This window comes from Diaphorobacter sp. JS3050 (assembly GCF_013154915.1).
Classification (GTDB): Bacteria; Pseudomonadota; Gammaproteobacteria; order Burkholderiales; family Burkholderiaceae_C; genus Diaphorobacter; species Diaphorobacter nitroreducens.
The window spans coordinates 264,294-288,602 of sequence record NZ_CP053553.1; the positions used below are offsets into that span (position 1 = coordinate 264,294).

25 protein-coding genes are annotated in these 24,309 nt (G+C 68.5%); 13 read left to right on the forward strand and 12 right to left on the reverse strand.

Annotation, left to right across the window (positions count from 1 at the left end; all coding sequences use genetic code 11):
- Positions 1 to 45: 45 nt before the first annotated feature.
- The 3 genes from gatB to gatC are packed head-to-tail and all read right to left on the reverse strand — an operon-like array spanning position 46 to position 3,318.
- Positions 46 to 1,503: an Asp-tRNA(Asn)/Glu-tRNA(Gln) amidotransferase subunit GatB gene (gatB, locus tag HND92_RS01200; protein ID WP_011803702.1), complete on the reverse strand. Its 1,458-nt coding sequence runs from the start codon at positions 1,501 to 1,503 to the stop codon at positions 46 to 48.
- A 2-nt stretch (positions 1,504 to 1,505) separates the two neighbouring features.
- Complete coding sequence (gene gatA / locus HND92_RS01205; protein ID WP_172205438.1) at positions 1,506 to 3,008, reverse strand: Asp-tRNA(Asn)/Glu-tRNA(Gln) amidotransferase subunit GatA; 1,503 nt, start codon at positions 3,006 to 3,008, stop codon at positions 1,506 to 1,508.
- 10 nt (positions 3,009 to 3,018) lie between these two features.
- Entirely contained in the window at positions 3,019 to 3,318 is a 300-nt protein-coding gene (gene gatC / locus HND92_RS01210) for an Asp-tRNA(Asn)/Glu-tRNA(Gln) amidotransferase subunit GatC (protein WP_088887854.1), read from the reverse strand.
- A gap of 205 nt (positions 3,319 to 3,523) precedes the next feature.
- On the opposite strand from gatC, the gene HND92_RS01215 reads away from it, so the two are divergent.
- The 4 genes from HND92_RS01215 to mrdA are packed head-to-tail and all read left to right on the forward strand — an operon-like array spanning position 3,524 to position 8,000.
- Positions 3,524 to 4,567, forward strand: a complete 1,044-nt coding sequence (locus HND92_RS01215; protein WP_172205440.1) for a rod shape-determining protein — start codon at positions 3,524 to 3,526, stop codon at positions 4,565 to 4,567.
- A 29-nt stretch (positions 4,568 to 4,596) separates the two neighbouring features.
- Positions 4,597 to 5,514 (forward strand): rod shape-determining protein MreC, encoded by a 918-nt coding sequence (mreC, locus tag HND92_RS01220; protein ID WP_172205442.1) that lies wholly within the window; start codon positions 4,597 to 4,599, stop codon positions 5,512 to 5,514.
- Positions 5,511 to 6,032 carry a rod shape-determining protein MreD gene (mreD, locus tag HND92_RS01225; protein ID WP_012655334.1) on the forward strand — a complete coding sequence of 174 codons (522 nt, stop codon included), beginning with the start codon at positions 5,511 to 5,513 and terminating at the stop codon, positions 6,030 to 6,032. The genes mreC and mreD overlap by 4 nt, the downstream gene beginning before the upstream one ends.
- Positions 6,033 to 6,059: 27 nt before the next feature.
- Positions 6,060 to 8,000, forward strand: coding sequence for a penicillin-binding protein 2 (gene mrdA / locus HND92_RS01230; RefSeq protein ID WP_172205444.1), 1,941 nt, complete (start codon positions 6,060 to 6,062; stop codon positions 7,998 to 8,000).
- A gap of 16 nt (positions 8,001 to 8,016) precedes the next feature.
- Here mrdA and HND92_RS01235 read toward each other — a convergent pair whose 3' ends face one another.
- The 7 genes from HND92_RS01235 to HND92_RS01265 all read right to left on the reverse strand — a co-directional run bounded on the left by HND92_RS01235 (position 8,017) and on the right by HND92_RS01265 (position 15,255).
- Positions 8,017 to 8,916 (reverse strand): DMT family transporter, encoded by a 900-nt coding sequence (locus HND92_RS01235; RefSeq protein WP_103736822.1) that lies wholly within the window; start codon positions 8,914 to 8,916, stop codon positions 8,017 to 8,019.
- A gap of 132 nt (positions 8,917 to 9,048) precedes the next feature.
- Complete coding sequence (locus HND92_RS01240; RefSeq protein ID WP_011803710.1) at positions 9,049 to 9,801, reverse strand: amino acid ABC transporter ATP-binding protein; 753 nt, start codon at positions 9,799 to 9,801, stop codon at positions 9,049 to 9,051.
- Entirely contained in the window at positions 9,798 to 10,580 is a 783-nt protein-coding gene (locus tag HND92_RS01245) for an amino acid ABC transporter permease (protein WP_011803711.1), read from the reverse strand. Before HND92_RS01245 ends, HND92_RS01240 begins: the two co-directional genes overlap by 4 nt.
- Before the next feature lie 39 nt (positions 10,581 to 10,619).
- Positions 10,620 to 11,381: an ABC transporter substrate-binding protein gene (locus HND92_RS01250; protein WP_012655337.1), complete on the reverse strand. Its 762-nt coding sequence runs from the start codon at positions 11,379 to 11,381 to the stop codon at positions 10,620 to 10,622.
- Between the two features lie 163 nt (positions 11,382 to 11,544).
- The gene (gene rocF / locus HND92_RS01255; protein WP_011803713.1) at positions 11,545 to 12,465 is read right to left on the reverse strand and encodes an arginase; all 921 of its coding nucleotides are present in this window, start codon (positions 12,463 to 12,465) and stop codon (positions 11,545 to 11,547) included.
- Between the two features lie 37 nt (positions 12,466 to 12,502).
- Positions 12,503 to 13,261, reverse strand: coding sequence for a TSUP family transporter (locus HND92_RS01260; protein WP_012655339.1), 759 nt, complete (start codon positions 13,259 to 13,261; stop codon positions 12,503 to 12,505).
- A 299-nt stretch (positions 13,262 to 13,560) separates the two neighbouring features.
- Positions 13,561 to 15,255 carry a GMC family oxidoreductase gene (locus HND92_RS01265; RefSeq protein ID WP_041835849.1) on the reverse strand — a complete coding sequence of 565 codons (1,695 nt, stop codon included), beginning with the start codon at positions 15,253 to 15,255 and terminating at the stop codon, positions 13,561 to 13,563.
- A gap of 336 nt (positions 15,256 to 15,591) precedes the next feature.
- On the opposite strand from HND92_RS01265, the gene HND92_RS01270 reads away from it, so the two are divergent.
- From HND92_RS01270 to HND92_RS01305, 8 genes are all read left to right on the forward strand, one after another.
- Entirely contained in the window at positions 15,592 to 16,710 is a 1,119-nt protein-coding gene (locus HND92_RS01270) for an ABC transporter permease (protein WP_103736821.1), read from the forward strand.
- A 2-nt stretch (positions 16,711 to 16,712) separates the two neighbouring features.
- Complete coding sequence (locus HND92_RS01275) at positions 16,713 to 17,555, forward strand: ABC transporter ATP-binding protein (RefSeq protein ID WP_172205455.1); 843 nt, start codon at positions 16,713 to 16,715, stop codon at positions 17,553 to 17,555.
- A complete protein-coding gene (locus HND92_RS01280; protein WP_172205457.1) occupies positions 17,555 to 18,532 on the forward strand; it encodes an MlaD family protein in 978 nt (325 codons plus the stop codon). The genes HND92_RS01275 and HND92_RS01280 overlap by 1 nt, the downstream gene beginning before the upstream one ends.
- A 17-nt stretch (positions 18,533 to 18,549) precedes the next feature.
- Positions 18,550 to 19,227 (forward strand): ABC-type transport auxiliary lipoprotein family protein, encoded by a 678-nt coding sequence (locus HND92_RS01285; protein ID WP_011803719.1) that lies wholly within the window; start codon positions 18,550 to 18,552, stop codon positions 19,225 to 19,227.
- Positions 19,228 to 19,471: 244 nt separating this feature from the next.
- Entirely contained in the window at positions 19,472 to 19,687 is a 216-nt protein-coding gene (locus tag HND92_RS01290) for a CsbD family protein (RefSeq protein WP_011803720.1), read from the forward strand.
- 76 nt (positions 19,688 to 19,763) lie between these two features.
- The gene (locus HND92_RS01295) at positions 19,764 to 20,342 is read left to right on the forward strand and encodes a hypothetical protein (RefSeq protein ID WP_011803721.1); all 579 of its coding nucleotides are present in this window, start codon (positions 19,764 to 19,766) and stop codon (positions 20,340 to 20,342) included.
- Between the two features lie 148 nt (positions 20,343 to 20,490).
- A complete protein-coding gene (locus HND92_RS01300; protein WP_103736819.1) occupies positions 20,491 to 20,997 on the forward strand; it encodes a hemerythrin domain-containing protein in 507 nt (168 codons plus the stop codon).
- Between the two features lie 179 nt (positions 20,998 to 21,176).
- Complete coding sequence (locus HND92_RS01305) at positions 21,177 to 22,109, forward strand: sensor domain-containing diguanylate cyclase (protein WP_172205459.1); 933 nt, start codon at positions 21,177 to 21,179, stop codon at positions 22,107 to 22,109.
- Between the two features lie 3 nt (positions 22,110 to 22,112).
- Here HND92_RS01305 and HND92_RS01310 read toward each other — a convergent pair whose 3' ends face one another.
- Both HND92_RS01310 and HND92_RS01315 read right to left on the reverse strand, forming a co-directional pair.
- Positions 22,113 to 22,751, reverse strand: a complete 639-nt coding sequence (locus HND92_RS01310; protein WP_011803724.1) for a MarC family protein — start codon at positions 22,749 to 22,751, stop codon at positions 22,113 to 22,115.
- Complete coding sequence (locus HND92_RS01315; RefSeq protein WP_172205461.1) at positions 22,751 to 23,497, reverse strand: SDR family oxidoreductase; 747 nt, start codon at positions 23,495 to 23,497, stop codon at positions 22,751 to 22,753. Before HND92_RS01315 ends, HND92_RS01310 begins: the two co-directional genes overlap by 1 nt.
- Before the next feature lie 107 nt (positions 23,498 to 23,604).
- Here HND92_RS01315 and HND92_RS01320 point away from each other — a divergent pair, with 107 nt between their 5' ends.
- Positions 23,605 to 24,294 (forward strand): dienelactone hydrolase family protein, encoded by a 690-nt coding sequence (locus tag HND92_RS01320; RefSeq protein ID WP_172205463.1) that lies wholly within the window; start codon positions 23,605 to 23,607, stop codon positions 24,292 to 24,294.
- The last annotated feature ends 15 nt before the right edge of the window (positions 24,295 to 24,309 follow it).

Sequence of the window (24,309 nt, forward strand, 5' to 3'; positions counted from 1 at the left end):
GAGCCTTCTTTTTTGATAGCTGCCAGCGCTTGACTGGCCAGCGTTTCAGGCCAGTTTGGCCTTCAGCAAGTCGTTGACCTGCTGGGGGTTCGCCTTGCCCTTGCTGGCCTTCATCACCTGGCCTACGAGGGCGTTGAAGGCCTTGTCCTTGCCGGCCTTGTACTGTTCCACGTTGGCGGCGTTGGCGGCGATCACTTCGTCGATGATCTTCTCCAGCGCGCCCGTATCGTTCATCTGCTTGAGGCCCTTGGCCTCGATCACGGCGTCCACGTCATGGCCTTCGCCGCTCCACAAGGCTTCGAATACCTGGCGAGCAGCGTTGTTGCTGATGGTGCCGTCGTTGATGCGGCCGATGAGCGCCGCCAGTTGGGCGCTGTTCACCTTGGCCTGCTCCACACCGATCTCCTCGGCATTCAGGCGGCGCGAGATCTCGCCCATCACCCAGTTGGAGGCGAGCTTGGGCTGGCCGCAGCCCTTGGCGGCGTCCTCGAAATAGGCCGCCATGGCCTGGCTCTGCGTGAGCGTGGTGGCGTCGTACTCGGGCAGGCCGTACTGCTGCACGAAACGCGCGGCCATCGCGCGCGGCAGCTCGGGCATCTGGGCCTTGATGTCATCGATCCAGGGCGCGGCGATGCGCAGCGGCGGCAGGTCGGGGTCGGGAAAGTAGCGGTAGTCGGCCGCGTCTTCCTTGGTGCGCATGGCGCGCGTCTCGCCCGTGTCGGGGTCGAACAGCACGGTGGCCTGCTGGATCGCGCGGCCATCCTCGATCTCCTCGATCTGCCAGCGGATCTCGTAGTCGATCGCCTGCTGCATGCTCTTGAAGCTGTTGAGGTTCTTGATCTCACGGCGCGTGCCCAGGGGCTGGCCGGGCTTGCGCACCGAGACGTTGGCGTCGCAGCGGAAGCTGCCTTCCTGCATGTTGCCGTCGCAGATGCCGATCCAGGTCACGATCTTGTGCAGTTCCTTGGCGTAGGCCACGGCTTCTTCGCTGCTGCGGATGTCGGGCTCGGTCACGATCTCCAGCAGCGGCGTGCCGGCGCGGTTCAGGTCGATGCCCGACTGGCCCCCTCCACCCAATGAGGAGTCCTCGTGCAGCGACTTGCCCGCGTCTTCCTCCAGGTGGGCGCGCACCAGGCGCACGGTCTTCTTCTCATCGCCCAGATAGAAGGAGACTTCGCCGCCTTGCACCACCGGGATCTCGAACTGGCTGATCTGGTAGCCCTTGGGCAGATCCGGGTAGAAGTAATTCTTGCGCGCAAAAATGCTCTCTGGCGCAATGTGGGAGCCAAGGGCCAGTCCCAATTTAATAGCGCAGGCGACGGCCTCGCGGTTCATCACCGGCAGCGTGCCGGGCAGCGCCAGGTCCACGGCGCAGGCCTGGGTGTTGGGCTCGGCGCCAAAGGCGGTGCTGGCGCGGCTGAAGATCTTGCTGCGGGTGGCGAGCTGGGTGTGGGTCTCGAAGCCGATGACGACTTCGTAGCCCTGGATGAGTTTCGCGGTCATGGTCAGATGCCCTCCGGCGCACGGAGGTGGAAGTCGGTCGCCTGCTGCAGGCGGTGCGCGGCGTTCAGCAGGCGGCCCTCCTGGAAGTAGTTGCCGATGAGCTGCAGGCCCACGGGCATGCCGCCCGCGCCAAAGCCGGCGGGCACGCTCATGCCGGGCAGGCCGGCCAGCGACGCGGGCAGGGTGAAGATGTCGGCCAGGTAGTCGGCCAGCGGGTCGTTGCCGTGCTCGCCGAGCTTCCAGGCCACGCTGGGCGCCACGGGGCCGGCGATCAGGTCGCAATCCTTGAAGGCGTTCTGGAAGTCGTCCGCGATCATGCGGCGGATCTTCTGCGCCTGCAGGTAGTAGGCGTCGTAGTAGCCGTGCGAGAGCACGTAGGTGCCGATCATGATGCGGCGCTTGACCTCGTCGCCGAAGCCTTCGGCGCGGGTCTTCTTGTACATGTCCACCAGATCGGCGTAGTCCTTGGCACGGTGGCCGAACTTCACGCCGTCAAAGCGCGAGAGGTTGGACGACGCCTCGGCCGGCGCAATGATGTAGTACACGGGGATCGACAGCTCCGTGCGCGGCAGGCTGATGGGCACCAGCTTGGCGCCGAGCTTCTCGTACTCCTTCAGTGCCGCATCGACAGCGGCGCGCACGTCGCCCGCCAGGCCGTCGCCGAAGAACTCGGCCGGGATGCCGATGCGCAGGCCGTCGATGGAGTCATTCAGCTGGGCGCTGAAATCCTCGGCCGGCACGTCCAGGCTGGTGGAGTCGCGGTCGGGGTCGGGGCCGCACATGGCCGACAGCAGCAGCGCGCAGTCCTCGGCCGAGCGGGCCATCGGGCCAGCCTGGTCCAGGCTGGAGGCGAAGGCGATCATGCCGTAGCGGCTGGCGCGGCCGTAGGTGGGCTTGATGCCGGTGACGCCGCAAAACGATGCCGGCTGGCGGATGGAACCGCCGGTGTCCGTGCCGGTGACGGCCGGCGCCAGGCGCGCGGACACGGCCACGGCGCTGCCGCCCGAGGAGCCGCCGGGGATGCGGCTGGTGTCCCAGGGGTTGCGCACCGGTGCGGGGGCGTCGTAGCCCACGGGCGCCACGGCGGAGTTTTCGTTGGCCGAGCCCATGGCGAACTCGTCGCAGTTGAGCTTGCCCAGCGTCACGCAGCCGGCATCGGCCAGACGAGTGACCACGGTGGCGTCGAACGGCGACTGGTAACCGGCCAGCATCTTCGAGCCGGCGGTGCTGGGGAAGTCGCGGGTGACGAAGATGTCCTTGTGCGCGATCGGCACGCCGGCCAGCGGGGCAGCCGTGCCGGCGGCGAGGGCCGCGTCCTGCGCGCGGGCCTGCGCCAGGGTGGCGTCCTCGTTCATGGCGACGTAGGCGCCCAGGTTCTGGTGCTGGCGTGCGCGGGCCAGGAAATGCTGCGCGGCCTCGACGGCCGAGACCTGTTTGCTGCGCAGTGCGCTGGTCAGCTGTGCGATGCCCAGGTCGTGGAGTTCGGAGGAGGGGGTGTTGCTCATGCTGTCGTCCTCACTCGATGACCTTGGGCACCAGGAACAGGCCGCGCTCGACGGCCGGCGCGCTGCGCTGGTTGGCCTCGCGCTGGTCGGGCTCGCTGGCCACGTCCTCGCGCAGGCGCAGCTGCACATCCTGCACCACCGCCACCGGGTGCGACAGGGGGGCGATGCCATGGGTATCCACAGCCTGCATCTTCTCGACGATGCCGAAAAAACCGTTGAGTTGCGTGAGCATGCGCTCACTTTCGCCGGGGCTCAGTTCGAGCCGGGCCAGATTGGCGATGCGGCCGATATCCTGGGGTGTCAGTGCCATAGGGAAGAGGGACGGGCGGAAACCAGATGTAAAGCGGCTTTCCGGGCTCCGCCAGGGGGAGTTATTCACAGGGGATGCGTTATTATCCCGGCTTTGCCGCTAGACCTCCACATTGCCGGTCATTGTGCGAAAAAAGCCAACAAACACCCCGTAATATCCGGCGACGGCAGGCCGACGTGCATGCCGTGCCTGAGAGGACCCCTGCATGTTCGGAGCTTTCCGTCGGTACTTCTCCACCGACCTGGCCATTGACCTTGGCACAGCCAACACCCTGATCTTCGCCCGCGACAAGGGCATCGTGCTCGACGAACCCTCCGTCGTCGCCATCCGCCACGAGGGCGGCCCGCATGGCAAGAAAGTGATCCAGGCCGTGGGCCACGAGGCCAAGGCCATGCTGGGCAAAGTGCCTGGCAACATCGACGCCATCCGCCCGATGAAGGACGGCGTGATTGCCGATTTCGTGATCACCGAGCAGATGATCAAGCAGTTCATCAAGATGGTGCATCCCCGCTCGGTGCTCACGCCCAGCCCGCGCATCATCATCTGCGTGCCCTGCGGCTCCACCCAGGTGGAGCGCCGCGCCATCAAGGACGCGGCCGAAGCGGCCGGCGCCACCGCCGTGTACCTGATCGAAGAGCCCATGGCCGCCGGTATCGGCGCGGGCCTGCCGGTATCCGAGGCTTCTGGCTCCATGGTGGTGGACATCGGCGGCGGCACCACCGAGGTCGGCGTGATCTCGCTGGGCGGCATGGTCTACAAGGGCAGCGTGCGCGTGGGTGGCGACAAGTTCGACGAATCCATCATCAATTACATCCGCCGCAACTACGGCATGCTGATCGGCGAGCCGACGGCCGAGGCCATCAAGAAGAACATCGGCTCTGCCTTCCCAGGCTCCGAGGTCAAGGAGATGGGGGTCAAGGGCCGCAACCTCTCCGAGGGCGTGCCGCGCAGCTTCACCATCTCGTCCAACGAGGTGCTGGAGGCCCTGACCGAGCCGCTCAACCAGATCGTCTCCGCCGTCAAGAACGCGCTGGAGCAGACCCCGCCGGAGCTGGGCGCCGACATTGCCGAGCGCGGCATGATGCTCACCGGCGGCGGCGCGCTGCTGCGCGACCTGGACCGTTTGCTGGCCGAGGAAACCGGCCTGCCCGTATTGGTGGCCGAGGAGCCCCTGACCTGCGTGGTGCGCGGCTGCGGCATCGCGCTGGAGCGCATGGACCGCCAGGGCAGCATCTTCACCAGCGACTGAGCCCGAACCGCGCCTGACGAGCTGTCCGCATGCCACAGGGAACCCTGGACCGTTCGGCGCCGACGCTGTTCAAGCAGGGGCCATCGCCGCTCTCCCGCCTCACCCTCTACAGCGCCCTGGCGCTGTTTTTGATGGTGGCGGACGCACGCTTTCACCTGACCGAGCCGCTGCGCAAGGCCGTCTCCACGGCGCTGTACCCGCTGCAATGGCTGATGCTGCAGCCGGTGGAGTTCGCGGACAAGGGGGCCGGATACTTCCAGTCGCTGCAGGCCGCACAGCAGGGCATGGACGACGCGCAGCGCACCATGGCGCAAATGGCGGTGCGTGCCGGCGAGGCCGAGCAGCTGCTGCGCGAGAACGCCGAGCTGCGCCAGTTGCTGGCACTGCGCGAGCGCCTGACCACCGAGGCCACAGCCGCGCAAGTGATTTATGACACGGCAGACCCCTATACGCGGCGTGTGATGGTGGACCGTGGGCAGCTGGCAGGCGTGGAGCCGGGCTCGCCGGTGATGGATGCCTCGGGGGTGCTGGGGCAGGTCACGCGCGTGTTCCCCATGCTCAGCGAAGTCACGCTGCTCATCGACCGCGACCAGGCCATTCCTGTGCTCAACCTGCGCACCGGTGCACGCAGCGTGGCCTACGGCGACCCGGTGGCCGGGCATGGCGGAGGCATGGAGCTGCGCTTCACGCCGGGCAATGCGGATGTGCAGGAAGGCGACCTGCTCACCACCAGCGGCGTGGACGGCCTGTACCCCGCGGGCCTGCCGGTTGCGCGCGTGCTGCGCGTGGAGCGGCGCGCCGACTCCGCCTTTGCGCGCATCTACTGCGCTCCCGTGGCGCAGATGTACGGAGCGCGCCATGTGATGGTGCTCAAGCCGGTGGTGGCCGACCTGCCACCGCGCCCCGAACCTGCGCCGGCGGCGCCCAAGCGCGGAGGCCGCAAATGATCATGCCCAAGGGCCAGCAGCTGCTGCTGCCCGTGAACCCGGTCTTCATCGCTGCCAGCCTGGTGGCCGCGCTGGCGCTGAACATGCTGCCACTGGGCCGCGTGGTCTGGACGCCCGACTGGGTCATGGTGCTGCTCGTGTTCTGGGGCATGCACCAGCCGCAGCGCGTGGGGCTGGGGGTGGCTTTCCTCATGGGGCTGTGCCTGGATGTGTACCAGTCTGCCCTGCTGGGCCAGCATGCGCTGGTGTACTGCCTGCTGATGTTCGGCGCGCAATACACGCACCGCCGGCTGCTGTGGTTCGGCCCGCTGCTGCAGGCGCTGCAACTGCTGCCGTTGTTCTTTGCGGCCCATGCGCTCGAACTGCTGCTGCGCGTAGCCATCGGCGGGGGCATCCTGCCGGGTTTCGAAGGCCTGGTGGCGCCGCTGCTGGAGGCCACCCTCTGGCCGCTGGCCAGCTGGGTGCTGCTGGCACCCCAGCGCCGCCCGCCCGACCGCGATGAAAACCGGCCGCTGTGAGCGCGCAGGGGTGAAGGGCCGCCGCGGATGACCGAACTGCGCAATGCCGAGGCCGATGTCTGGCACTTTCGCCTGCGCGTGTTCGTCGTGGGCGTGGTGGTGCTGCTGGCATTCCTGCTGATCGTCGCGCGCCTGGTGGTGCTGCAGGTGGTGCGCCACGAGGACCTCGCGGACCAGGCCGAGAGCAACCGCACGGCGGTCGTGCCCATCGTGCCCAACCGCGGCCTCATCCTGGACCGCAACGGCGTGGTGCTGGCCACCAACTACTCGGCATACACGCTGGAGATCACGCCCTCGCGGACCATGGACCTGGAGGCGACGATCGACGCCCTGGCCGAGGTCGTGGACATCCAGCCGCGCGACCGGCGCCGCTTCAAGCGTCTGCGCGAGGAGTCGCGCAGCTTCGACTCCCTGCCCATTCGCACACGGCTGTCGGACGAAGAGGTGGCGCGCTTTGCGGCGCAGCGCTACCGCTTCCCCGGCGTGGACATCAAGGCGCGGCTGTTTCGCAACTACCCGCTGGGCGAGGTGGCGAGCCACGCCATCGGCTACATCGGCCGCATCAACCAGCGCGAAAAGGAGCGCATCGAGGACTCGGACGATGCGGCCAACTACCGCGGCACGGACTACATCGGCAAGCTGGGGGTGGAGCAGAGCTTTGAATCCACGCTCCACGGCCAGACGGGGTTCGAGCGCATGGAGACCTCGGCCGGCGGGCATGCCGTGCGGCGCCTGAACAGCCACCCGGCGACGCCGGGCAACACGGTGATGCTGTCGCTGGACATCAAGCTGCAAAAGCTGATCGAAGATATGTTCGGCGAGCGCCGCGGCGCTCTGGTAGCGCTGGACCCGCGCAACGGCGAGGTGCTGGCGCTGGTGTCCAAACCCACGTTCGACCCCAACCTGTTCGTCGAGGGCATCGACCAGGAAAACTGGCAGGCGCTCAACGAGTCCATCAACAAGCCGCTGCTCAACCGCGCGCTGCGCGGCACCTACCCTCCCGGCTCCACCTACAAGCCCTTCATGGCGCTGGCCGCGCTGGAGCTGGGCAAGCGCACGGCGGGGCAGGTGTTCAACGACCCGGGCTATTACAACTATGGCGGGCGCACCTTCCGCAGCCACGAAGGCGGCCTGGGCGGCGTGGACATGCACCGCGCCATCCAGTATTCGAGCAACACCTATTTCTATTCGCTGGCCGTGGAGATGGGTGTGGACGCCATCCACGACTTCATGAAGCCGCTGGGCTTCGGGCAGATCACCGGCATCGACCTCGGGGGCGAAGTGCGCGGCGTGCTGCCCAGCACCGAGTGGAAGCGCAACACCTACAAGCGCCCTGAGGCCAAGCGCTGGTACTCGGGCGAGACCGTGTCGCTGGGCATCGGCCAGGGCTACAACAACTTCACCATGCTGCAGCTGGCCGTGGCCGAGGCCACGCTGGCCAACGGCGGCACCCGCCACCGTCCGCACCTGATCAAGGCCGTGAAAGACCAGGTGGGCGGGCAGGTGACCGAGGTGCAGCAGCCCCCCGGCGAGCACCTGGGCTACAACCCCAAGCATGTGGCGATCGTGAACAACGCGCTGATGGCCGTGAACCAGGCGGGCACGGGGCGGCGCGTGTTCGCGGGCGCGCCCTACACCTCGGCGGGCAAAACCGGTACGGCGCAGGCGGTGAGCCTGGGGCAGAACGTGCGGTACAACGCCAAGCTGCTGGAGGAGCACCAGCGCGACCATTCCCTGTTTGCCGCGTTCGCACCCGTGGAGGAGCCCCGCATCGCCGTGGCCGTGATCGTGGAGAACGCGGGCTTTGGCGCGGCGGCGGCGGCGCCCATCGTGCGCCGCGTGTTCGACTACTGGCTGCTGGGCCAGTACCCGAGCGAGCAAGACCTGGCGGCCGTCTCCAAGGGGCAGGCCGGTGCTCCCATGGGCACGCCGCGCAACGTGGCGGACGTGCCGCTCGCGATGCCCTGAGGGCTCTTGCGCCCGGTCAGGGTGCCGAAGGACGCGCCAGTGCGCGCGGCGGCGGCAACTGGCTCACCACCAGGGCGGCCACGATCAGCGCCGCGCCCGCCAGGCCGGCCGCGCCCAGGCGCTCGCCGATCAGCACCCAGGCCGTGGCGGCGGCAAACACCGGCTCCAGCCCGAAGACGATGGCGCTGCGCATGGCATCCACGCGCTGCTGGCCCCAGGCCTGCAGCGTCACCACCAGCACGCTGGCCACCACGCCCAGGTAGGCCAGCGCCGTCAGCGCGTGCGCCGGCAAGTCCGCCAGGGCCTGCAGCGTCGTGGCGACCTCGCCATGGCGCGCGAGCAGCAGCACGCTGGCCGCGGCGAACATCACCAGCGCCTGCACCGCCGCCATGCGTGTGGCGCGCAGCGGCCGGGCCGCCGTGCGGCGCGCGCATTCCTCCAGCGTGAGGATGTAGATGGCATAGAACAGCGTGCTGGCGAGCGTCAGCGTGTCGCCCAGGTTCCAGGGCTCGTTCTCGTGGAACATCAGCACCATGCCGGCCAACGCCATGGCGCAGGCCGCCCACAGCGCGGCGCCATAGCGCCGGCCCAGCACGGCCATGGCCAACAGCGGCACCACCAGCACGTTCAGCCCGGTGACGAACGCATTGCGGTTGCTGCTGGTGCGCGCCAGCCCCTCGATTTGCAGCCAGAACGCGAGGAACAGCAGGGCACCCAGCAGCAGACCCCAGCGCAGTTCCGTGCGCCGCAGACCGCGCCACAGCGGCGCCAGGACCAGCAGCGCAATCGCGAAGCGGGCCCAGATGATCTGCAGCGCATCCAGGTGCGCGGACATCATCTTCATCGCAGGGAAGGTGGTGCCCCAGACGGCGACCACCAGCAGGAGGGCCAGCAGGCCCTGGCGTTCGGAACGCATGGCTTCTTCAAAAATGAGAGCTGTTGGCGCTTGTATCAAAAGGATTTCGATATGTTTTCATATCGAAACCCAAGTAAATCAAGCGCTGACAGCTATGGTTTTATAAGCGGCCGCACCGTGCCGCCCGGCGGGTCAGTGGCTCATGCGCCCGATGAAGGAGCGGATGCGGTCGTTGGCCGGGTTGGAGAAGAACTCGGCCGGCGGCGCATCGTGGGCAATGCAGCCCTGGTCGAAGAACATCACGCGGTCGGCCACCTCGCGCGCAAAGCCCATCTCGTGCGTGACCACGATCATCGTCATGCCGCCGCGCGCCAGTTCGCGCATCACGTCCAGCACCTCCTGCACCATCTCGGGATCAAGGGCACTGGTGGGCTCGTCGAACAGCATCACCTTCGGTGCCATGGCCAGCGCGCGCGCAATCGCCACGCGCTGCTGCTGGCCGCCCGACAACTGCCAGGGGTACTTGTGCGCATGGTCCTGCATGCCCACGCGCTTGAGCAGGGCCATGGCCTTGTCGTTGGCCTCGCGGCGCGACGTATGGCGGATGCGGCGCGGCGCCAGCGTCACGTTGTCCAGCACCGTCATGTGGCCGAACAGGTTGAACTGCTGGAACACCATGCCCACTTCGCTGCGCTGCAGCTGCAGTGTGCGCGGGTCGTCGGTGACCTCCACGCCGTCGATGGTGATGCTGCCGCTGTCGTGCGGCTCCAGGCGGTTGATGGCGCGCAGCAGCGTGGACTTGCCCGAGCCCGAGGCGCCGATGATCACGGTGACCTCGCCCGTGCGGAACACGGTGGACACGCCCTTGAGCACCTCGTGGCTGCCGAAGGCCTTGCGCACGTCCTTGCACACGATGTAGGGATTGGCGGAAGCGGCGTGGCTCATTTCACACGCCCTTCGACGTCAAAGCGGTACTCGATGGCATGCGTGACCTGCGTCACCAGCGTGGTCAGGATCAGGTAGGTGATGGCCACCGTGGTCAGCGTGGCCACGGGCTGGAAGGTGGCGGACTGGATGCGGTTGCCCACGTTGGTCAGCTCCACCACGCCGATGGCGTAGGCGAGCGACGAGTCCTTGAGCAGCGCCACGAAGTTGCTCACCAGCGGTGGCAGCGCGATCTTGAAGGCCTGGGGGAACACGACGTCGAAGAACACGTGCGTGCGCGACAGGCCGAGTGCTCGCGCGGCCTCGGTCTGCCCGCGCGGCACGGCCAGCAGGCCGGCGCGGATGGCCTCGGCGTTGTAGGCGCCCACGTTCAGACCCAGCGCCACCACGGCGGCGGCGAAGTCGGGCAGGTTCAGGCCCGGCACCAGCACGGGCAGCGCGAAGTACACGAACAGGATCTGCACCAGCAGCGGCGTGCCGCGGATCGCCCAGATGTAGAAGCTGGCCACCCAGCGCAGCCAGGCCAGGCGCGAGGTGCGCGCCAGCGCCGCGGCGGTGCCCAGCAGCAGGCCCACGGTGCCGCTGACCAGCGTCAGGTACAGCGTGGTGAGCGCGCCTTCGGAGAAGAGCTCCGCGTTGGAGCCGATGGGCTCAGGAAAGAAGGAGAGGAACTGGCCGAGCAGGGCGAGGACCAGCGCCATCAACACCAAAGCCGCCACCAGCGTTGCATTGCTGCGCTGGGTGCGGCTCCAGTGTGCGGGCCAGAGAGCGAGAAGCATGGGCAAAGCGGGCCGGACCCGCAGGCCCGGCGCAGTCGGTTACTTGCAGGTGACGTCTTCTTGGAAGTACTTCTGGGAGATCTTGCCCACAGTGCCGTCGGCGATCGCTTCCTTCAGCGCCTTGTTCCAGGCGTCGGCCAGGCCCTGGTTGCCCTTGGAGACGGCGGAGGCCACCTGCTCCACGAACAGCATGTCGCCCGTGCGGAAGCCCGCCTTGGGCGCCTTGGCCAGCATTTCCTTGGCCACGAAGCGGTCGGTCACCCAGGCGTCCACGCGCTTGGAAGCCAGGGCGTTGCGCGCGGCTTCGTCGGTGGGGAAGTTCTTCACGTCCTTCACGCCGGGCACCTTCTTCACGGCGTCCAGATAGGTCGTGCCGGTCTGCACGGCCACCACCTTGCCATTCAGGTCTGCGGCCTTGGCCACCTCGGGCTTCATCGACACGATGATGCCGCCCGAGCAGTAGTGCGGCAGCGTGAAGGTCACGGCCTTGGAGCGCTCGTCGGTGATGGCGTGCGAGGCGATCACCAGGTCCCAGCGGTCCTGGGCCAGGCCGGTCAGCAGCGCGTCGAAGCCGACGGTCTTCCACTCGTACTTCAGGCCCATCTTCTTGACCACGGCCTCGGCCACTTCGATCTCGTAGCCCGTGAGCTGCTTGCCCTTGAAGAAGTTGAACGGCGCGTACTGCCCCTCGGAGCCGAGGATGATGGTGCCGCTCTTCTGGATTTCTTCCAGGGGACGCGCCTGCACGACAACGGCGGCGCACAGCGCCACAGCAGTGGCCAGGGTCTTGAACATCTTCATAGGGAGTTCCTGCTTGCTTCAGGTACAAAAAATCCGGCATTGCGGATCACAAGCCGGAAACCAACGCCTGCGCAAGAAGCCCGGGTAAGGGCGGCGTCACGAGGCGGTCACATTAGAGAGCGGCCCCTGGTGCGCCGCATTGACGCAAACCCGGGGGCGAGGGTCATTGCGGGCGCATCAGCGTGGACTTGCCGAACAGGCTCTCCAGCAGGTCCACGGCCAGCTCGGCCGTCTGGTTGCGCACGTCCAGCGCAGGGTTCAGCTCCACCAGGTCCGCCGAGCCGAGCGCGCCGCAGTCGGCGAGCATCTCCATGCACAGCTGGGTCTCGCGGTAGGTCGGGCCGCCGCGCACGCCGGTGCCCACGCCCGGGGCCACCGACGGGTCCAGGCAATCCATGTCGAAGCTCACGTGCAGGTGCGTGTCCTGGTCCACGTCGGCCAGCGCGGCCTGCATCACCGCGCGCATGCCCAGCTCGTCGATGGTGCGCATGTCGTAGACCTCGATGCCGTGCTCGTTGACGAAGCGCTTCTCGGTGGCGTCCACGCTGCGCACGCCGATCAGCGTGATCTGCCCGGGCTGCAGCGCCGGTGGGTCCTCGGGGCCGGCCAGGCGCGTGAGCTGTGCCGGGCCGTGGCCCAGCAGGCACGCCACAGGCATGCCGTGCAGGTTGCCGCTGGGGGAGGACTCGGGGGTGTTGGCGTCCGCGTGCGCGTCGAACCACAGCACCTTCAGCCGCCGCCCGCGCGCGCGGCAGTGCTGCGCCACGGCGCTGATGGAGCCGATGGCCAGGCAGTGGTCGCCGCCCATGAGCAGCGGCAGCTGGCCCGCCTGAAGCGCAGCGTGCGTGGCTTCGTACACCGCCCGGTTCCAGGCCGCGACCTCGGCCAGATGGCGAAAGCCGCTGGCGGGCTCGGCCTGCGGATTGCCGGGGCCGGCCAGGTTGCCCTGGTCGCGCACGTCGAAGCCGCGTGCCTGCATGGCCCGCGCGATGCCCGCGATGCGCAGCGCGTCGGGGCCCATGCTGGCGCCCAGCACGCTGGCGCCCACGTCGGTGGGGGCGCCGATCAGGGTCAGGGTCGTCATCGGGTCTCTCCTTGTCAGTGAATGCGGGTGGATCGGGTCAGCGCAGGAACGCGTCGTAGCCGGTCTTCAGGATCAGCATGCCCACCACCAGGATGAAGATGCCGCGCACGAAGCCCGCGCCGTGCTTCAGCGCCAGGTGGGCGCCGAGCAGGCTGCCCACCACGTTGGCCACGGCCAGTGGCAGCGCGAAGTGCCACCAGACATGGCCCTTGGCCGTGAACAGGATCAGCGCGGCCACGTTGGTGGCGAGGTTCAGCAGCTTGGCGGACACCGACGCGTTCAGGAAATCGTAGCCCAGCACGCGCACGAAGAGAAACACGAAGAAACTGCCCGTGCCGGGGCCGAAGAAGCCGTCGTAGAAACCGATGGTCACGCCGATGGCGCAGGCCGCCAGGGTTTCACGCCCTGCAGCCAGGCGCGGCGCGTGGTGGCGCCCCAGGTCCTTGCGCGCCAGGGTGTAGATCAGCAGCGCCACCAGCACCAGCGGCAGCAGCTTGCGCAGGAAATCGGCGGAGATCAGCGTCACCACCCAGGCGCCGGCGAACGCGCCGACGAATCCCGCCAGCGCCGCCGGCAGCATGGCACGCCAGCGCATCTGCACGCGGCGGCTGTACTGCCAGGTGGCGATGCCCGTGCCCCAGATGGCGGCACTCTTGTTGGTGCCCATCAGCGTGGCCGGCGGCGCGGTGGGAAACGTGGCGAACAGGGCGGGCAGCAGGATCAGGCCGCCCCCGCCGACGATTGCGTCCACGAAGCCGGCCAGCAGCGAGGCCAGCGAGACGATGATCCATTCCATGGGCGCGATTGTCGCACCGCTACCGCTACGGAATCAGTAGCTGCTTGCGCCCACCCTGCGGGCGCTGGGGCCACTTTTGCTGAAAGTCTCGACAAATAAAAAGGCACCCGGGTTGCGGGTGCCTTGTGAAGGGGCATCTCGTTGCGGATGCCTGATTGGATGGTTGATGTTCTTGTGTTAGGGCTGTTGTCTCCTCGGTCCCCTCGGTTGGCGTGCCGAGGCGCGCTTCGAGTGCATGGACTGTAATAAAACGCACCCCGGTGGTGCATTGGTGGTTTCCCGCACCTGCTGCCACTGGTTCAAACTGGGGCACGCGCCTCGCTGCGAATCCATTGGGCGGCCATCTCGGCCATCATCAGCGTGGGTGCATTGGTATTGCCGCTGGTGATGGTGGGCATGGCGCCCGCGTCCACCACGCGCAGGCCGGCCACCACGCCGCCGCGGCCGTCGCGCACGCGCAGGCGCGCATCCAGCACGGCCTGCGGATCGTCCAGCCGGCCCATGCGCGTAGTGCCCACGGGGTGGAAGATGGTGGTGGCGATATCGCCCGCCAGCCGGGCGAGGTCTTCGTCGCTCTGGTACTGCGGGCCGGGCTTGTATTCCTCGGGCTGGTAGGGAGCCAGCGCGGGCTGGGCCACGATGCGGCGCGTGACGCGCAGGCTGTCGGCGGCCACCTGGCGGTCCTCGGGCGTGGACAGGTAGTTGGGAGCGATGGCCGGCGCGGTGCGGAAGTCCGGGCTCTTGATCTGGATGGTTCCGCGGCTGGTGGGGTTCAGGTTGCACACGCTGGCCGTGAAGGCCGGGAAGCGGTGCAGCGGCTCGCCGAAGGCCTCCAGCGACAGGGGCTGCACGTGGTACTCAAGGTTGGGGTGCGGCAGGTCCGGCTGGCTACGTGTGAAGGCGCCCAGTTGCGACGGTGCCATGCTCATCGGGCCGCTGCGCTTGAAGGCGTATTCCAGCCCGATTCTGGCCTTGCCCAGCAGGTTGCCCGCCAGCATGTTCAGTGTGGGCACGCCTTGCACCTTGTACACGGCGCGGATCTGCAGGTGGTCCTGCAGGTTGGCGCCCACGCCGGGCAGGTCGGCCTGTATGTCGATACCGTGCCGCTGCAGCAACGCGCCGGGGCCGATGCCCGACAGCTGCAGAATCTGTGGCGAGTTCACCGCGCCGGCGCTCAGGATCACCTCCTGCTGCGCGTGGGCCGTGACCATCTCCTCGCCGGTCCACACCTGCACGCCGGTGCAGCGCAGGCTGCCGTCCGGCTGACGGTCCAGTACCAGGCGCGTCACCTGGGCCGAGGTCCACATCTCGAAATTGGGCCGCCCGTAGCAGGTGGGGCGCAGGAAGGCCTTGGCCGTGTTCCAGCGCCAGCCGTTCTTCTGGTTGACCTCGAAATAGCCCACGCCCTCGTTGGTGCCGCGGTTGAAGTCGTCGGTGGCGGGAATGCCGGCCTGCTGCGCGGCCTGGGCGAAGGCGTCGAGGATGTCCCAGCGCAGGCGTTGCTTTTCCACGCGCCACTCGCCCGAGCTGCCCGTGGACTTGCTGCCGTGCAGGCGCTTGAAGTTCTCGTTCACGCCCTCGGGCTGGTCCAGGCGCCAGTGGTCCTCGTGGCGGCGAAAGGCCGGCAGCACATTGTCCCAGCGCCAGGCGTCGTCGCCCGTGATCTGGGCCCACTGGTCGTAGTCGCGCGCCTGGCCGCGCATGTAGATCATGCCGTTGATGCTGCTGCAGCCGCCCAGCACCTTGCCGCGCGGGTAGCGCAGGCTGCGGCCGTTCAGGCCGGTGTCGGCCTCGGTGTGATAGAGCCAGTCGGTGCGCGGGTTGCCGATGCAATACAGGTAGCCCACGGGAATGTGGATCCAGTGGTAGTCGTCCCTGCGGCCGGCCTCCACGAGCAGCACACGGTTCTTGGGGTCTGCGCTGAGCCGGTTGGCCAGCAGGGCGCCGGCGGTGCCGCCGCCGATGATGATGTAGTCGAAAGTGGTGTCGCTCATGGATGCCGATCGCACGTCAGGGAAGGAGCGCAACGCGCCAGCGCCGGGGCTGCCGCAGTGCAGCAATCGATTGTGCGATTCGGCACTCGGGTGTCGAGAGGGAAACCCCGCTGCGCTACGCTTTTTGATAGTGGCAGCGCGCGCTGCGGGTGCGTCACGGCCGGTTTTTGATGTTTTTTCAAGCGCCGGCGGGCCTCGCTTTTGCCACGCGCCAATTCTGTGGAATGATGCGCCGCGTCAGCCCCGTGCACGGCGCGGCCGCCGGAATATGCAAAACTGCGGGTGCCGCCAGTGGCGCCGGCGCCAGCCGGTCGCCCGGCCTCTTTCCCGACCACCATGCCCGTCACCCACCCTCCATCGGTCGTGCAGGACCACGCTGCCAGGCCCCTTGCCCAGCCGCAAGGCGACTGGGTGGCCGCGGCCTTTGCCGACCGCCGGGCCTGGCGGCGGGTGGCGGCGCAGCTCAAGGACTGCGGTCCCGGCGTTGCCTGGAGCCTGCAAGGCGTGCAGCGTCTGGACCACGTGGGCGCGCAGATCCTGTGGAACCACTGGGGCCGCGCCTGGCCCGAGCAGCTGGAACTGACCGAGAACCAGCGTGAGATGCTGGAGCGCGTGGCGCAGTACACCACCCCCTGCGAGCCCCCCGCGCCTTGGCGCCTGGGCGACCAGGTGGACCGCCTGGGCGTGATGGTGCTGCACGCGCTGGACCATGTGCGCCATCTGGTGATACTGGTGGGCCAGCTGGTGCTGGACGTGCTGCGCCTGCTGCGCAACCCGCGGCGCGGGCCCTGGCGCGACATCTCGGGCCACCTGTACCGCATGGGCGCCACGGCGCTGCCCATTACGGCGCTGGTGGGTTTCCTGATCGGCGTGGTGCTGGCCTATCTCATGTCGCTGCAGTTGCGGCAGTTCGGCGCCGAAGCGTTTATCGTGAACATCCTGGGCATCTCGCTGATCCGCGAGCTGGGGCCCATGCTGGGCGCCATCCTCGTGGCGGGGCGATCGGGCTCGGCCATCACCGCGCAGATCGGCGTGATGCGCGTCACCGAGGAGCTGGACGCCATGCGCGTCATGGGCATACCGCACGGTTTTCGCCTGGTGATGCCGCGCGCGCTGGCGCTGGCGCTGGCCATGCCGCTGGTGGCCCTGTGGACCACGCTGGCGGCGCTGGCGGGCGGCATGCTGGCTGCGGACCTGACCATGGGCATCTCGTCGGCCTACTTCGCGCAGGCCCTGCCTGCCGCCGTGAATGTGTCCAACCTGTGGCTGGCGATGTCCAAGTCGGTGGTGTTCGGCGTGTTCATCGCGCTCATCGGCTGCCACTGGGGGCTGCGCGTCAAGCCCAACACCCAGAGCCTGGGCGAAGGCACCACCGCCTCGGTGGTGAGCGCCATCACCATGGTGATCATCGTGGACGCGCTGTTCGCCGTCGCTTTCAAGAACGTGGGTTTCTAGCCATGGATGCCACCCGCCCCGCCGCAGACGCCGACACCCGGGCCGTGGTTGAGCCGCCGGTGGTGGACATCCGCGGCCTGGCCACGGTGTTCGGCCGGGGTGACGAAGCGTTCACGGTGCACGACGACCTGCAGCTCACCGTGCAGCGCGGCGAGATCCTCTCGCTCGTGGGAGGCTCGGGCACCGGCAAGACGGTGTTGCTGCGCCACATCCTGGGGCTCACGCGGCCCACACGCGGCAGTGTGGAGGTGCTGGGCCGCCCGGCGGCTGAGCTGGTCGGCGGCGAGCGCGCCAGCAGCCGCGTGGGCATGCTGTTCCAGCACGGGGCGCTGTTCTCGGCCTTCAACGTGCTGGACAACATTGCTTTCGCGCTGCGCGAGCTGGGCACGCTGCCGCCCGCGCTGGTCAACGACGCGGCCATGGTCAAGCTGCGCCTGGCGGGGCTCAAGCCCGAGCACGCCACGCGCATGCCGGCGGACCTCTCGGGCGGCATGATCAAGCGCGTGGCCCTGGCGCGCGCGCTCATCATGGACCCGCCGCTGCTGCTGCTGGACGAACCCACGGCGGGGCTGGACCCGAGCAGTTCCGACGCGTTCTGCGCGCTGCTGCGCGAGCTGCATGCGGCGCTGGGCCTCACGGTGATCATGGTCACGCACGACCTGGATACCCTGTACGCCCTGTCCACGCGCGTGGCCGTGCTGGCCGACCGGCGCGTCATCGTCACCGGCACGCCTCAGGAGGTCGCGCGCTTCGACCATCCCTTCATTCACCACTTTTTTCTCGGAGAACGCGGCCGCCGTGCCATGGCCCAGCCGCCCGCCGCCTCTTCGTCCAAGGAAGCCTGATGGAAAACAAGTCCCATGCCCTGGCCGCAGGCATTTTCGTGATCGCCGTGGCGGCGCTGCTGGCCGGCCTCGGCATGTGGCTCACGCGCGACCAGACCGATTACCAGCTCTACGAGCTGTCCAGCAAGGACAGCGTGAGCGGCCTGCAGCCCCAGGCAGCCGTGCGCTACAAGGGCGTGGCCGTAGGCAAGGTCATGCACATCGGTTTTGACCCGCAGGTCTCGGGCAACGTGCTGATCCGTATCGCCGTGAATGCGGACGCGCCCATCAGCCCCACCACCTTCGCCACGCTGGGCTACCAAGGCGTGACGGGCCTGGCCCATGTGCAGCTGGACGACGCGGAGGCGCCGCTGCCCGCGCCGCCGCCGGGCGCCAGCGGCCTGCCGCGCCTGCCGCTGCACAGCTCCTCGTTCAGCCAACTGGCCGAGCAGGGCCCGGCCATCCTGGGCCAGGTGCAGGAGGCCACGCAGCGCATCAACACCCTGCTGGGCGACGAGAACCAGCAGCGCTTTTCCACGGCACTGAAGCAGTTGGGCGACGCGGCGGGCAGCATCGACCAGCTCGCGCGCCGCCTGGACAACACCGTGACCACCCGTCTGGACCCCGCGCTGGCGGGCGTGCCGCCGCTGGTGCAGGACACGCAGCAGACCCTGCAGGCGCTGCGCCAGGCGGGCAGCAGCGCGGCCACGGCCGCCAACGACGTCAGCCAGGCCATCCGCACGCTGCAGGCCGAGGGCGGCGCGCTCGACGAGATCGCCGCGGGCGCCAAGTCGCTGGCCGGCGCGGCCGACCGCTTCGGCCGCGTCACGCTGCCGCGCATCAACCATGCGGCCGACGAAACCGCGCGCGCCGCGCGCCGCGTGGGCCGCACGGCCTCGGGCATCAACGACAACCCGCAGTCGCTCATCTACGGGCCCGGTCGCTCGGCCGCGGGACCGGGCGAGCCCGGTTTCACCGCCCCCGCAGCACAGCAATGACACATCGCAAGGATCCTATGATGACTATCAAAAAGATAGCTGCTAGCGCTTATCAGATAAGCGCTAAGGCCATATTTTGCTTAGCATCCCTGGCCCTGGTGGCGGGCTGCTCCATCCTCCCCGAGCCGCCGGTGCGCGCCGATGTGTACGACTTCGGCCCCGGTCCCTTGCAGGCGCCGGGCCCCGCGGCCAGCGCGCCGCTGCCCCCGATCGCGCTGGCCGAGGTGACCGCCACGGGCCTGCCCGAGGGCAGCACCGCGCTGCTGTACCGGCTGGCCTATACCAACGCCCAGCAACTGCGCCCCTACACCCAGGCGCGCTGGAGCCTGCCACCCGCCGTGCTGCTGCACCAGGCGGTGCGCGAGCGCCTGGGCCAGCGCCGCGCGGTGCTCTCAGGCGACGACGGCATGGCCGTGTTGCTGGAGCGCGGCCGCATGCCCAGCGTGCTGCGCCTGGAGCTGGAGGAGTTCAGCCATGTGTTCGGCGCGCCCCAGGCGAGCGCCGGCCTGGTGCGTGTGCGCGCCGTGCTGGCCGACGCGAGCACCGCGGGTGAGACGCTGGTCGCGCAGCGGGTGTTCGTGGCGCGGCGCGATGCCGCCACGCCCGATGCCGCCGGCGGCGCCAAGGCCCTGGCCGATGCGGCGGCCCAGGTGGCCGAGGAGCTGGCCGCATGGGTGGAGCAGTCCGGCCGCTGAGCGCCTGCGCCCTTCCCACCCCCAGAGACATGCTGCGCATGTCTCTTTTTTTTGCCCACCGCGCACCGGCGACGGGGTGGAGGCCTACATGCCGCTGTCGCCCTGGGCTGACGCGGCTTGCGTGCGCGCACCGACGCGCTGCCGCCGGGCACCTGCCTAGAGTCCATTCATCGCCTCGCAATGCCCGGCGCCATACAGGGGCCAGGCAGGCGATCCCTCAACAACCGCCACAGGAGAGTGACGTATGAACGAAGACCGCATTGAAGGCAACTGGAAGCAGTTCAAGGGCAAAGTGAAGGAGCAATGGGGCAAGCTGACCGACGACGACCTGGACGTCATCGCCGGCAAGCGCGACCAGCTGCTGGGCAAGCTGCAGGAGCGCCACGGGCTGGCCCGGGAGGCGGCCGAGGAACAGCTCAAGGGCTGGGAACAGCGCAACCCCGACTTCCGCTACGACTGACGCAACGCGCCGCAGGGGCACGACTCGCGCGCCCTGCGGGATCCAATTTCCATCACATTCATCTGGAGGACATTCCATGAAAAACGCACGCAATCTGCTGGCCCTGGCGGCCGCTGCCCTGATGGCCACTTCGGGCATGGCCATGACCAAGGAGGAATACAACGCCGGCAAGGACCGCATCGGCGCTGACTACAAGGCCGCCAAGGCGCAGTGCGACACCCTGAAGGGCAACGCCAAGGACGTCTGCATGAAGGAGGCCAAGGGCCGCGAGAAGGTGGCCAAGGCCGAGCTGGAAGCCCAGTACAAGCCCAGCGACAAGGCCACCTACAACGTGAACGAGGCCCGTGCCGACGCTGACTATGAAGTGGCCAAGGAAAAATGCGACGACCAGAAGGGCGACGCCAAGGACATTTGCGTGAAGGACGCCAAGGCCGCCCATGTGGCCGCCAAGGAAAACGCCAAGGTGCAGCGCGCGCAGGCCAAGCCTGCCGACTCCACCGCCGAGAAGCGCGCCGATGTCGCAGAGGCCAAGAAGGACGCCGCGGAGGCCCAGCGCGAAGCCAACTACAAGGCTGCGAAGGAGCGCTGCGACACCATGAGCGGTGACGCCAAGGACAAGTGCGTGGCCGATGCCAAGCGCACCTACGGCCAATAAACCGGCAAACATGTGCAGCCCCGCCTCTGGCGGGGCTTTTTTTGTCCCCCACCAGCGGCACCGACATGACATGTGTCAATACCGCCGGTGGCGGTTTTTCTTAAGCTCGCGCCGCTTCACAACGCCGCACAGGAAGGAAAGACCGCCCATGGCCGCATTGCAATGGTCCGAGGAACTCGCACTGGATCTGCCGCAGATGGACCACACGCACCAGGAATTCGTGGCACTGCTGCAGGCCGTGGAGAGCGCAGACGACGTGGCGCTCATCGGTGCCTGGGAAGACCTGGTGGCGCACACCGACGCCCACTTCGCCCAGGAGGACCGCTGGATGCAGGCCACCCGCTTTGCCGCGGGCAACTGCCACAGCACGCAGCACCAGGTGGTGCTCAAGATCATGCGCGAGGGCACCGACCGCGCGCGCCAGGGCGAGCTGCATGTCCTGCGTGAGATGGCTGCAGAGCTGGCCGTATGGTTCCCCCAGCATACGGACGCCATGGACGCGTCCCTCGCCCAGCACCTGCGCCGCGTGGGCTTCGACCCCGCCACGGGCAGCGTGCAGACGCCGGGCGCGCTGCCCGACGATCTGATCCACGGCTGCGGTGGGGCCTGCTCTTCGGGTGACGACACCCCCGCCCAGCCCGCCGCCGTGGCCTGAACGATCGGCCGGCTCAACAGAACTGCAAAACTGGGGCGGTGCGGCGCCGCGCCGGGTGCGTGTGGCGCGTGGCGACAGGTTGTGCCGGAGTGGCGCGGTGTGGCGTCCCGCGCCCGCCACGGTTGCTGTCGCGTCGCCCCGCTAAGCTTGCTGCGTTTTCACGGCCAGCCGGAGCCCCCATGACGCCGCATGAACCACCCGAAAGCGCGCTTTATCGCACCCTGCTCGAATCCACGCGCGCCATTCCGTGGAAGATCGACTGGGCCACGGCGACCTTTGCCTACATCGGGCCGCAGATCGAGGACCTGCTGGGCTGGGCGCCCACCAGCTGGCGCACCGTGCAGGATTGGGCCGACCGCATGCACCCCGACGACCGGGACCGGGTGGTCAACTTCTGCATTTCGCAGTCCCAGTCGGGCGTGGACCACGAGGCGGACTACCGCGCGCTCACCACAGGCGGGGATTACGTATGGATCCGCGACGTGGTGCATGTGGTGCGCGACTTGCAGGGCAATGTGGTGTCGCTCGTGGGCTTCATGTTCGACATCACCGAGCGCAAGCAGAACGAGCACCAGTTGCTGCAACTGCAGCAGGTGCTGCAGGAACTGTCATTCCGCGACGGGCTCACGGGCGTGAACAACCGCCGCAAGTTCGACGCGGAGTACGAGCGCGAATGGCAGGAGGCGCAGCGCACCGGCGAGCCGCTGTCGCTGCTGATGTTCGACGTGGATTTCTTCAAGAGCTACAACGACCAGTACGGCCACGTGGAGGGCGACGAGTGCCTGCGGCGCGTGGCCCGCGCGCTGCAGCAGGCCGCCCACCGCCCGCGCGACTGCCTGGCGCGCTACGGGGGCGAGGAGTTCGTGCTGCTGCTGCCCGGCGCGGAGGCATCTTCCGCGCGCGCGGTGGCGCAGCGCTGCATGCAGGAGGTGGCCCACGCCGGTATCGTCCATGCGGCTTCGCCCCTGGGCCAGCAGCTCACGGTGAGCGTGGGCATGGGCACGGCCCTGCCCGGCACGCAGGATGACTCCAAGCGGTTCCTGGAAACGGTGGACCGCTGCCTTTACCGTGCCAAGCACGCGGGGCGCAACCGCATCGAGGCCACGGCCTGACCGCTATGAACGCGCGGCCAGCACCGGGAACAGCTTGCTCAGCCCGTCGGCCATCACCTCCACGGCCAGCGCCGCGAGGATCAGCCCCATGAGCCGCGTCATCACGTTGATGCCCGTCTTGCCGAGCACGCGCTCGATGGGCTCGGCCAGTGCAAAGCACAGCGCCGTGGCCGCGCCCACCACCACGCCGTAGCCCACCAGCGCCAGGTGCTGCCAGATGCTCTGCGCGCGGTCGGCGTAGATCACCACGGTGGACATGGCCGCCGGCCCCGTGAGCAGCGGGATGGTCAGCGGCACCACGGCGATGCTGCTGCCCGCGGCCGCCTTCTCGGCGCCCTGCTCCAGCTCGTGGGTGTGCGGCTTGGCCTCGGCCGGCTGCGCATTGAGCATGTTCATGGCGCTGATCAGCAGCAGCATGCCCCCGCCCACCTGGAAGCTCTGCAGCGAGATGTTGAAGAAGTCCAGGATCTGCAGACCGACAAGCGCGCAGGCCGCGATCACGCAAAACGCGCTGAACGCCGCCACCTGGACGGTGCGCCGGCGCTGCGCGGCGTTGAAACCGCTGGTGTAGTGGATGAAGAACGGCACGATGGCCAATGGATTCACGATGGCCAGCAGCGTGATGAGCGGCTTCAAGTCCATCAGCGGCCCCCGGCAATGTCCATGAGCGTGGCCGAGGTGTAGCTGGCCGCGTCCGACATCAGCCACACGATGGCCTCGGCCACTTCCTCGGGCGTGCCGCCGCGCCCCATGGGCACCTGGCCTGCCAGGTCGCGCACGCGGTGGGGCAGGCCGCCGCTGGCGTGGATATCGGTGTCGATCAGGCCGGGGCGCACGGCATTCACGCGGATGCCCTCGCCGCCCACCTCGTGCGCCAGGCCTATGGTGAGCGTGTCCAGCGCGCCCTTGGACGCCGCATAGTCCACGTACTGATGGGGTGCACCCAGCCGGGCCGCGATGCTGGACACGTTGACGATGCTGCCGCCGGCGCCGCCATGGCGCGTGCTCATGCGCAGCACCGCCTCGCGCACGCAGTAGAAGGCGCCCAGCACGTTGATGCTGAACATGCGCCGCAGGCGCTCGCCGTGCATTTCGTCCACGCGGGCAGGGCGGTCCACCACGCCCGCGTTGTTCACCAGTGCCGTGAGGCGCCCCAGGCGGTGGTCCACGGTCTCGAACAGTGTCACTACGTCGGCCTCCACCGCCACATCGGCCTGCACGGCGATGGCGTGCCCGCCCGCGGCCTCGATCTGGCGCACCACGCCGTTCGCGGCTTCGGCGTGGCGCAGGTAATTGATGGCCACGGCCCAGCCGCGCTGCGCGGCCAGTACGGCGGCGGCAGCGCCGATGCCCCGGCTGCCGCCGGTGATCAGAACAATCTTGTCCATGTACGGGTGACTCCTGCAAGAATGGCGCATTGGAACAGGTTTGCGGCGCTGACGCGTATCGTCCACGCGCCTGCATTCCCTTCGCTCAACGCCTCAGGAGACACGACATGGGACAGTGGGTGGACCTTACCGCCAGCGACGGATTCACGGCCCCCGCCTGGGTGGCGCGCACCGACGGCGCGCCGCGCGGCGCGGTGGTGGTGCTGCAGGAGATCTTCGGCGTCAACGCCCACATCCGCGCCGTGACCGACCGGCTGGCCATGCGCGGCTACCTGGCGGTGGCGCCGTCCACCTTCGCGCGGGTGCAAAAGGGCGTGGACCTGGGCTACAGCGATGCCGACATGAAGGCCGGCCGGGCACTCAAGGCCGCCGTGGAGGGGTTGCCCGCGCCGGGCGTGATGCCCGACATCCAGGCCGCCATCGACTATGCCGCGCGGCACAGCGACTGCAAGGTCGGCGTGGTGGGCTTTTGCTGGGGCGGGCTGCTCACCTGGCGCGCGGCCTGCATGCTGCAGGGGCTGTCCGCGGCCGTGCCCTACTACGGCGGCGGCATGACCACGCCCGCCGAGGTGGCGCGCCAGCCGCGCGTGCCGGTGCTGGCGCACTTTGGCGAGCGCGACCAGTGGATCCCGCTGGACAGCGTGCAGGCCTTTGCCTGCGCGCACCCCGAGGCGCAGGTGCATGTGTACGCGGCGGACCACGGCTTCAACTGTGACCAGCGCGCCAGCTACGACGAGGCCGCCGCCATGACCGCGCGCGACCGCACGCTCGCCTTCCTGGCACGGCACGTCGGCTGAGATTTATAGAGAAAA

What these genes read in the sequence shown, in the direction of transcription:
- gatB (WP_011803702.1), bottom strand. Translation starts at nt 1,503, where the DNA reads ATGACCGCGAAACTCATCCAGGGCTACGAAGTCGTCATCGGCTTCGAG.
- gatA (WP_172205438.1), bottom strand. Translation starts at nt 3,008, where the DNA reads ATGAGCAACACCCCCTCCTCCGAACTCCACGACCTGGGCATCGCACAG.
- gatC (WP_088887854.1), bottom strand. Translation starts at nt 3,318, where the DNA reads ATGGCACTGACACCCCAGGATATCGGCCGCATCGCCAATCTGGCCCGG.
- HND92_RS01215 (WP_172205440.1), top strand. Translation starts at nt 3,524, where the DNA reads ATGTTCGGAGCTTTCCGTCGGTACTTCTCCACCGACCTGGCCATTGAC.
- mreC (WP_172205442.1), top strand. Translation starts at nt 4,597, where the DNA reads ATGCCACAGGGAACCCTGGACCGTTCGGCGCCGACGCTGTTCAAGCAG.
- mreD (WP_012655334.1), top strand. Translation starts at nt 5,511, where the DNA reads ATGATCATGCCCAAGGGCCAGCAGCTGCTGCTGCCCGTGAACCCGGTC.
- mrdA (WP_172205444.1), top strand. Translation starts at nt 6,060, where the DNA reads ATGACCGAACTGCGCAATGCCGAGGCCGATGTCTGGCACTTTCGCCTG.
- HND92_RS01235 (WP_103736822.1), bottom strand. Translation starts at nt 8,916, where the DNA reads ATGCGTTCCGAACGCCAGGGCCTGCTGGCCCTCCTGCTGGTGGTCGCC.
- HND92_RS01240 (WP_011803710.1), bottom strand. Translation starts at nt 9,801, where the DNA reads ATGAGCCACGCCGCTTCCGCCAATCCCTACATCGTGTGCAAGGACGTG.
- HND92_RS01245 (WP_011803711.1), bottom strand. Translation starts at nt 10,580, where the DNA reads ATGCTTCTCGCTCTCTGGCCCGCACACTGGAGCCGCACCCAGCGCAGC.
- HND92_RS01250 (WP_012655337.1), bottom strand. Translation starts at nt 11,381, where the DNA reads ATGAAGATGTTCAAGACCCTGGCCACTGCTGTGGCGCTGTGCGCCGCC.
- rocF (WP_011803713.1), bottom strand. Translation starts at nt 12,465, where the DNA reads ATGACGACCCTGACCCTGATCGGCGCCCCCACCGACGTGGGCGCCAGC.
- HND92_RS01260 (WP_012655339.1), bottom strand. Translation starts at nt 13,261, where the DNA reads ATGGAATGGATCATCGTCTCGCTGGCCTCGCTGCTGGCCGGCTTCGTG.
- HND92_RS01265 (WP_041835849.1), bottom strand. Translation starts at nt 15,255, where the DNA reads ATGAGCGACACCACTTTCGACTACATCATCATCGGCGGCGGCACCGCC.
- HND92_RS01270 (WP_103736821.1), top strand. Translation starts at nt 15,592, where the DNA reads ATGCCCGTCACCCACCCTCCATCGGTCGTGCAGGACCACGCTGCCAGG.
- HND92_RS01275 (WP_172205455.1), top strand. Translation starts at nt 16,713, where the DNA reads ATGGATGCCACCCGCCCCGCCGCAGACGCCGACACCCGGGCCGTGGTT.
- HND92_RS01280 (WP_172205457.1), top strand. Translation starts at nt 17,555, where the DNA reads ATGGAAAACAAGTCCCATGCCCTGGCCGCAGGCATTTTCGTGATCGCC.
- HND92_RS01285 (WP_011803719.1), top strand. Translation starts at nt 18,550, where the DNA reads ATGATGACTATCAAAAAGATAGCTGCTAGCGCTTATCAGATAAGCGCT.
- HND92_RS01290 (WP_011803720.1), top strand. Translation starts at nt 19,472, where the DNA reads ATGAACGAAGACCGCATTGAAGGCAACTGGAAGCAGTTCAAGGGCAAA.
- HND92_RS01295 (WP_011803721.1), top strand. Translation starts at nt 19,764, where the DNA reads ATGAAAAACGCACGCAATCTGCTGGCCCTGGCGGCCGCTGCCCTGATG.
- HND92_RS01300 (WP_103736819.1), top strand. Translation starts at nt 20,491, where the DNA reads ATGGCCGCATTGCAATGGTCCGAGGAACTCGCACTGGATCTGCCGCAG.
- HND92_RS01305 (WP_172205459.1), top strand. Translation starts at nt 21,177, where the DNA reads ATGACGCCGCATGAACCACCCGAAAGCGCGCTTTATCGCACCCTGCTC.
- HND92_RS01310 (WP_011803724.1), bottom strand. Translation starts at nt 22,751, where the DNA reads ATGGACTTGAAGCCGCTCATCACGCTGCTGGCCATCGTGAATCCATTG.
- HND92_RS01315 (WP_172205461.1), bottom strand. Translation starts at nt 23,497, where the DNA reads ATGGACAAGATTGTTCTGATCACCGGCGGCAGCCGGGGCATCGGCGCT.
- HND92_RS01320 (WP_172205463.1), top strand. Translation starts at nt 23,605, where the DNA reads ATGGGACAGTGGGTGGACCTTACCGCCAGCGACGGATTCACGGCCCCC.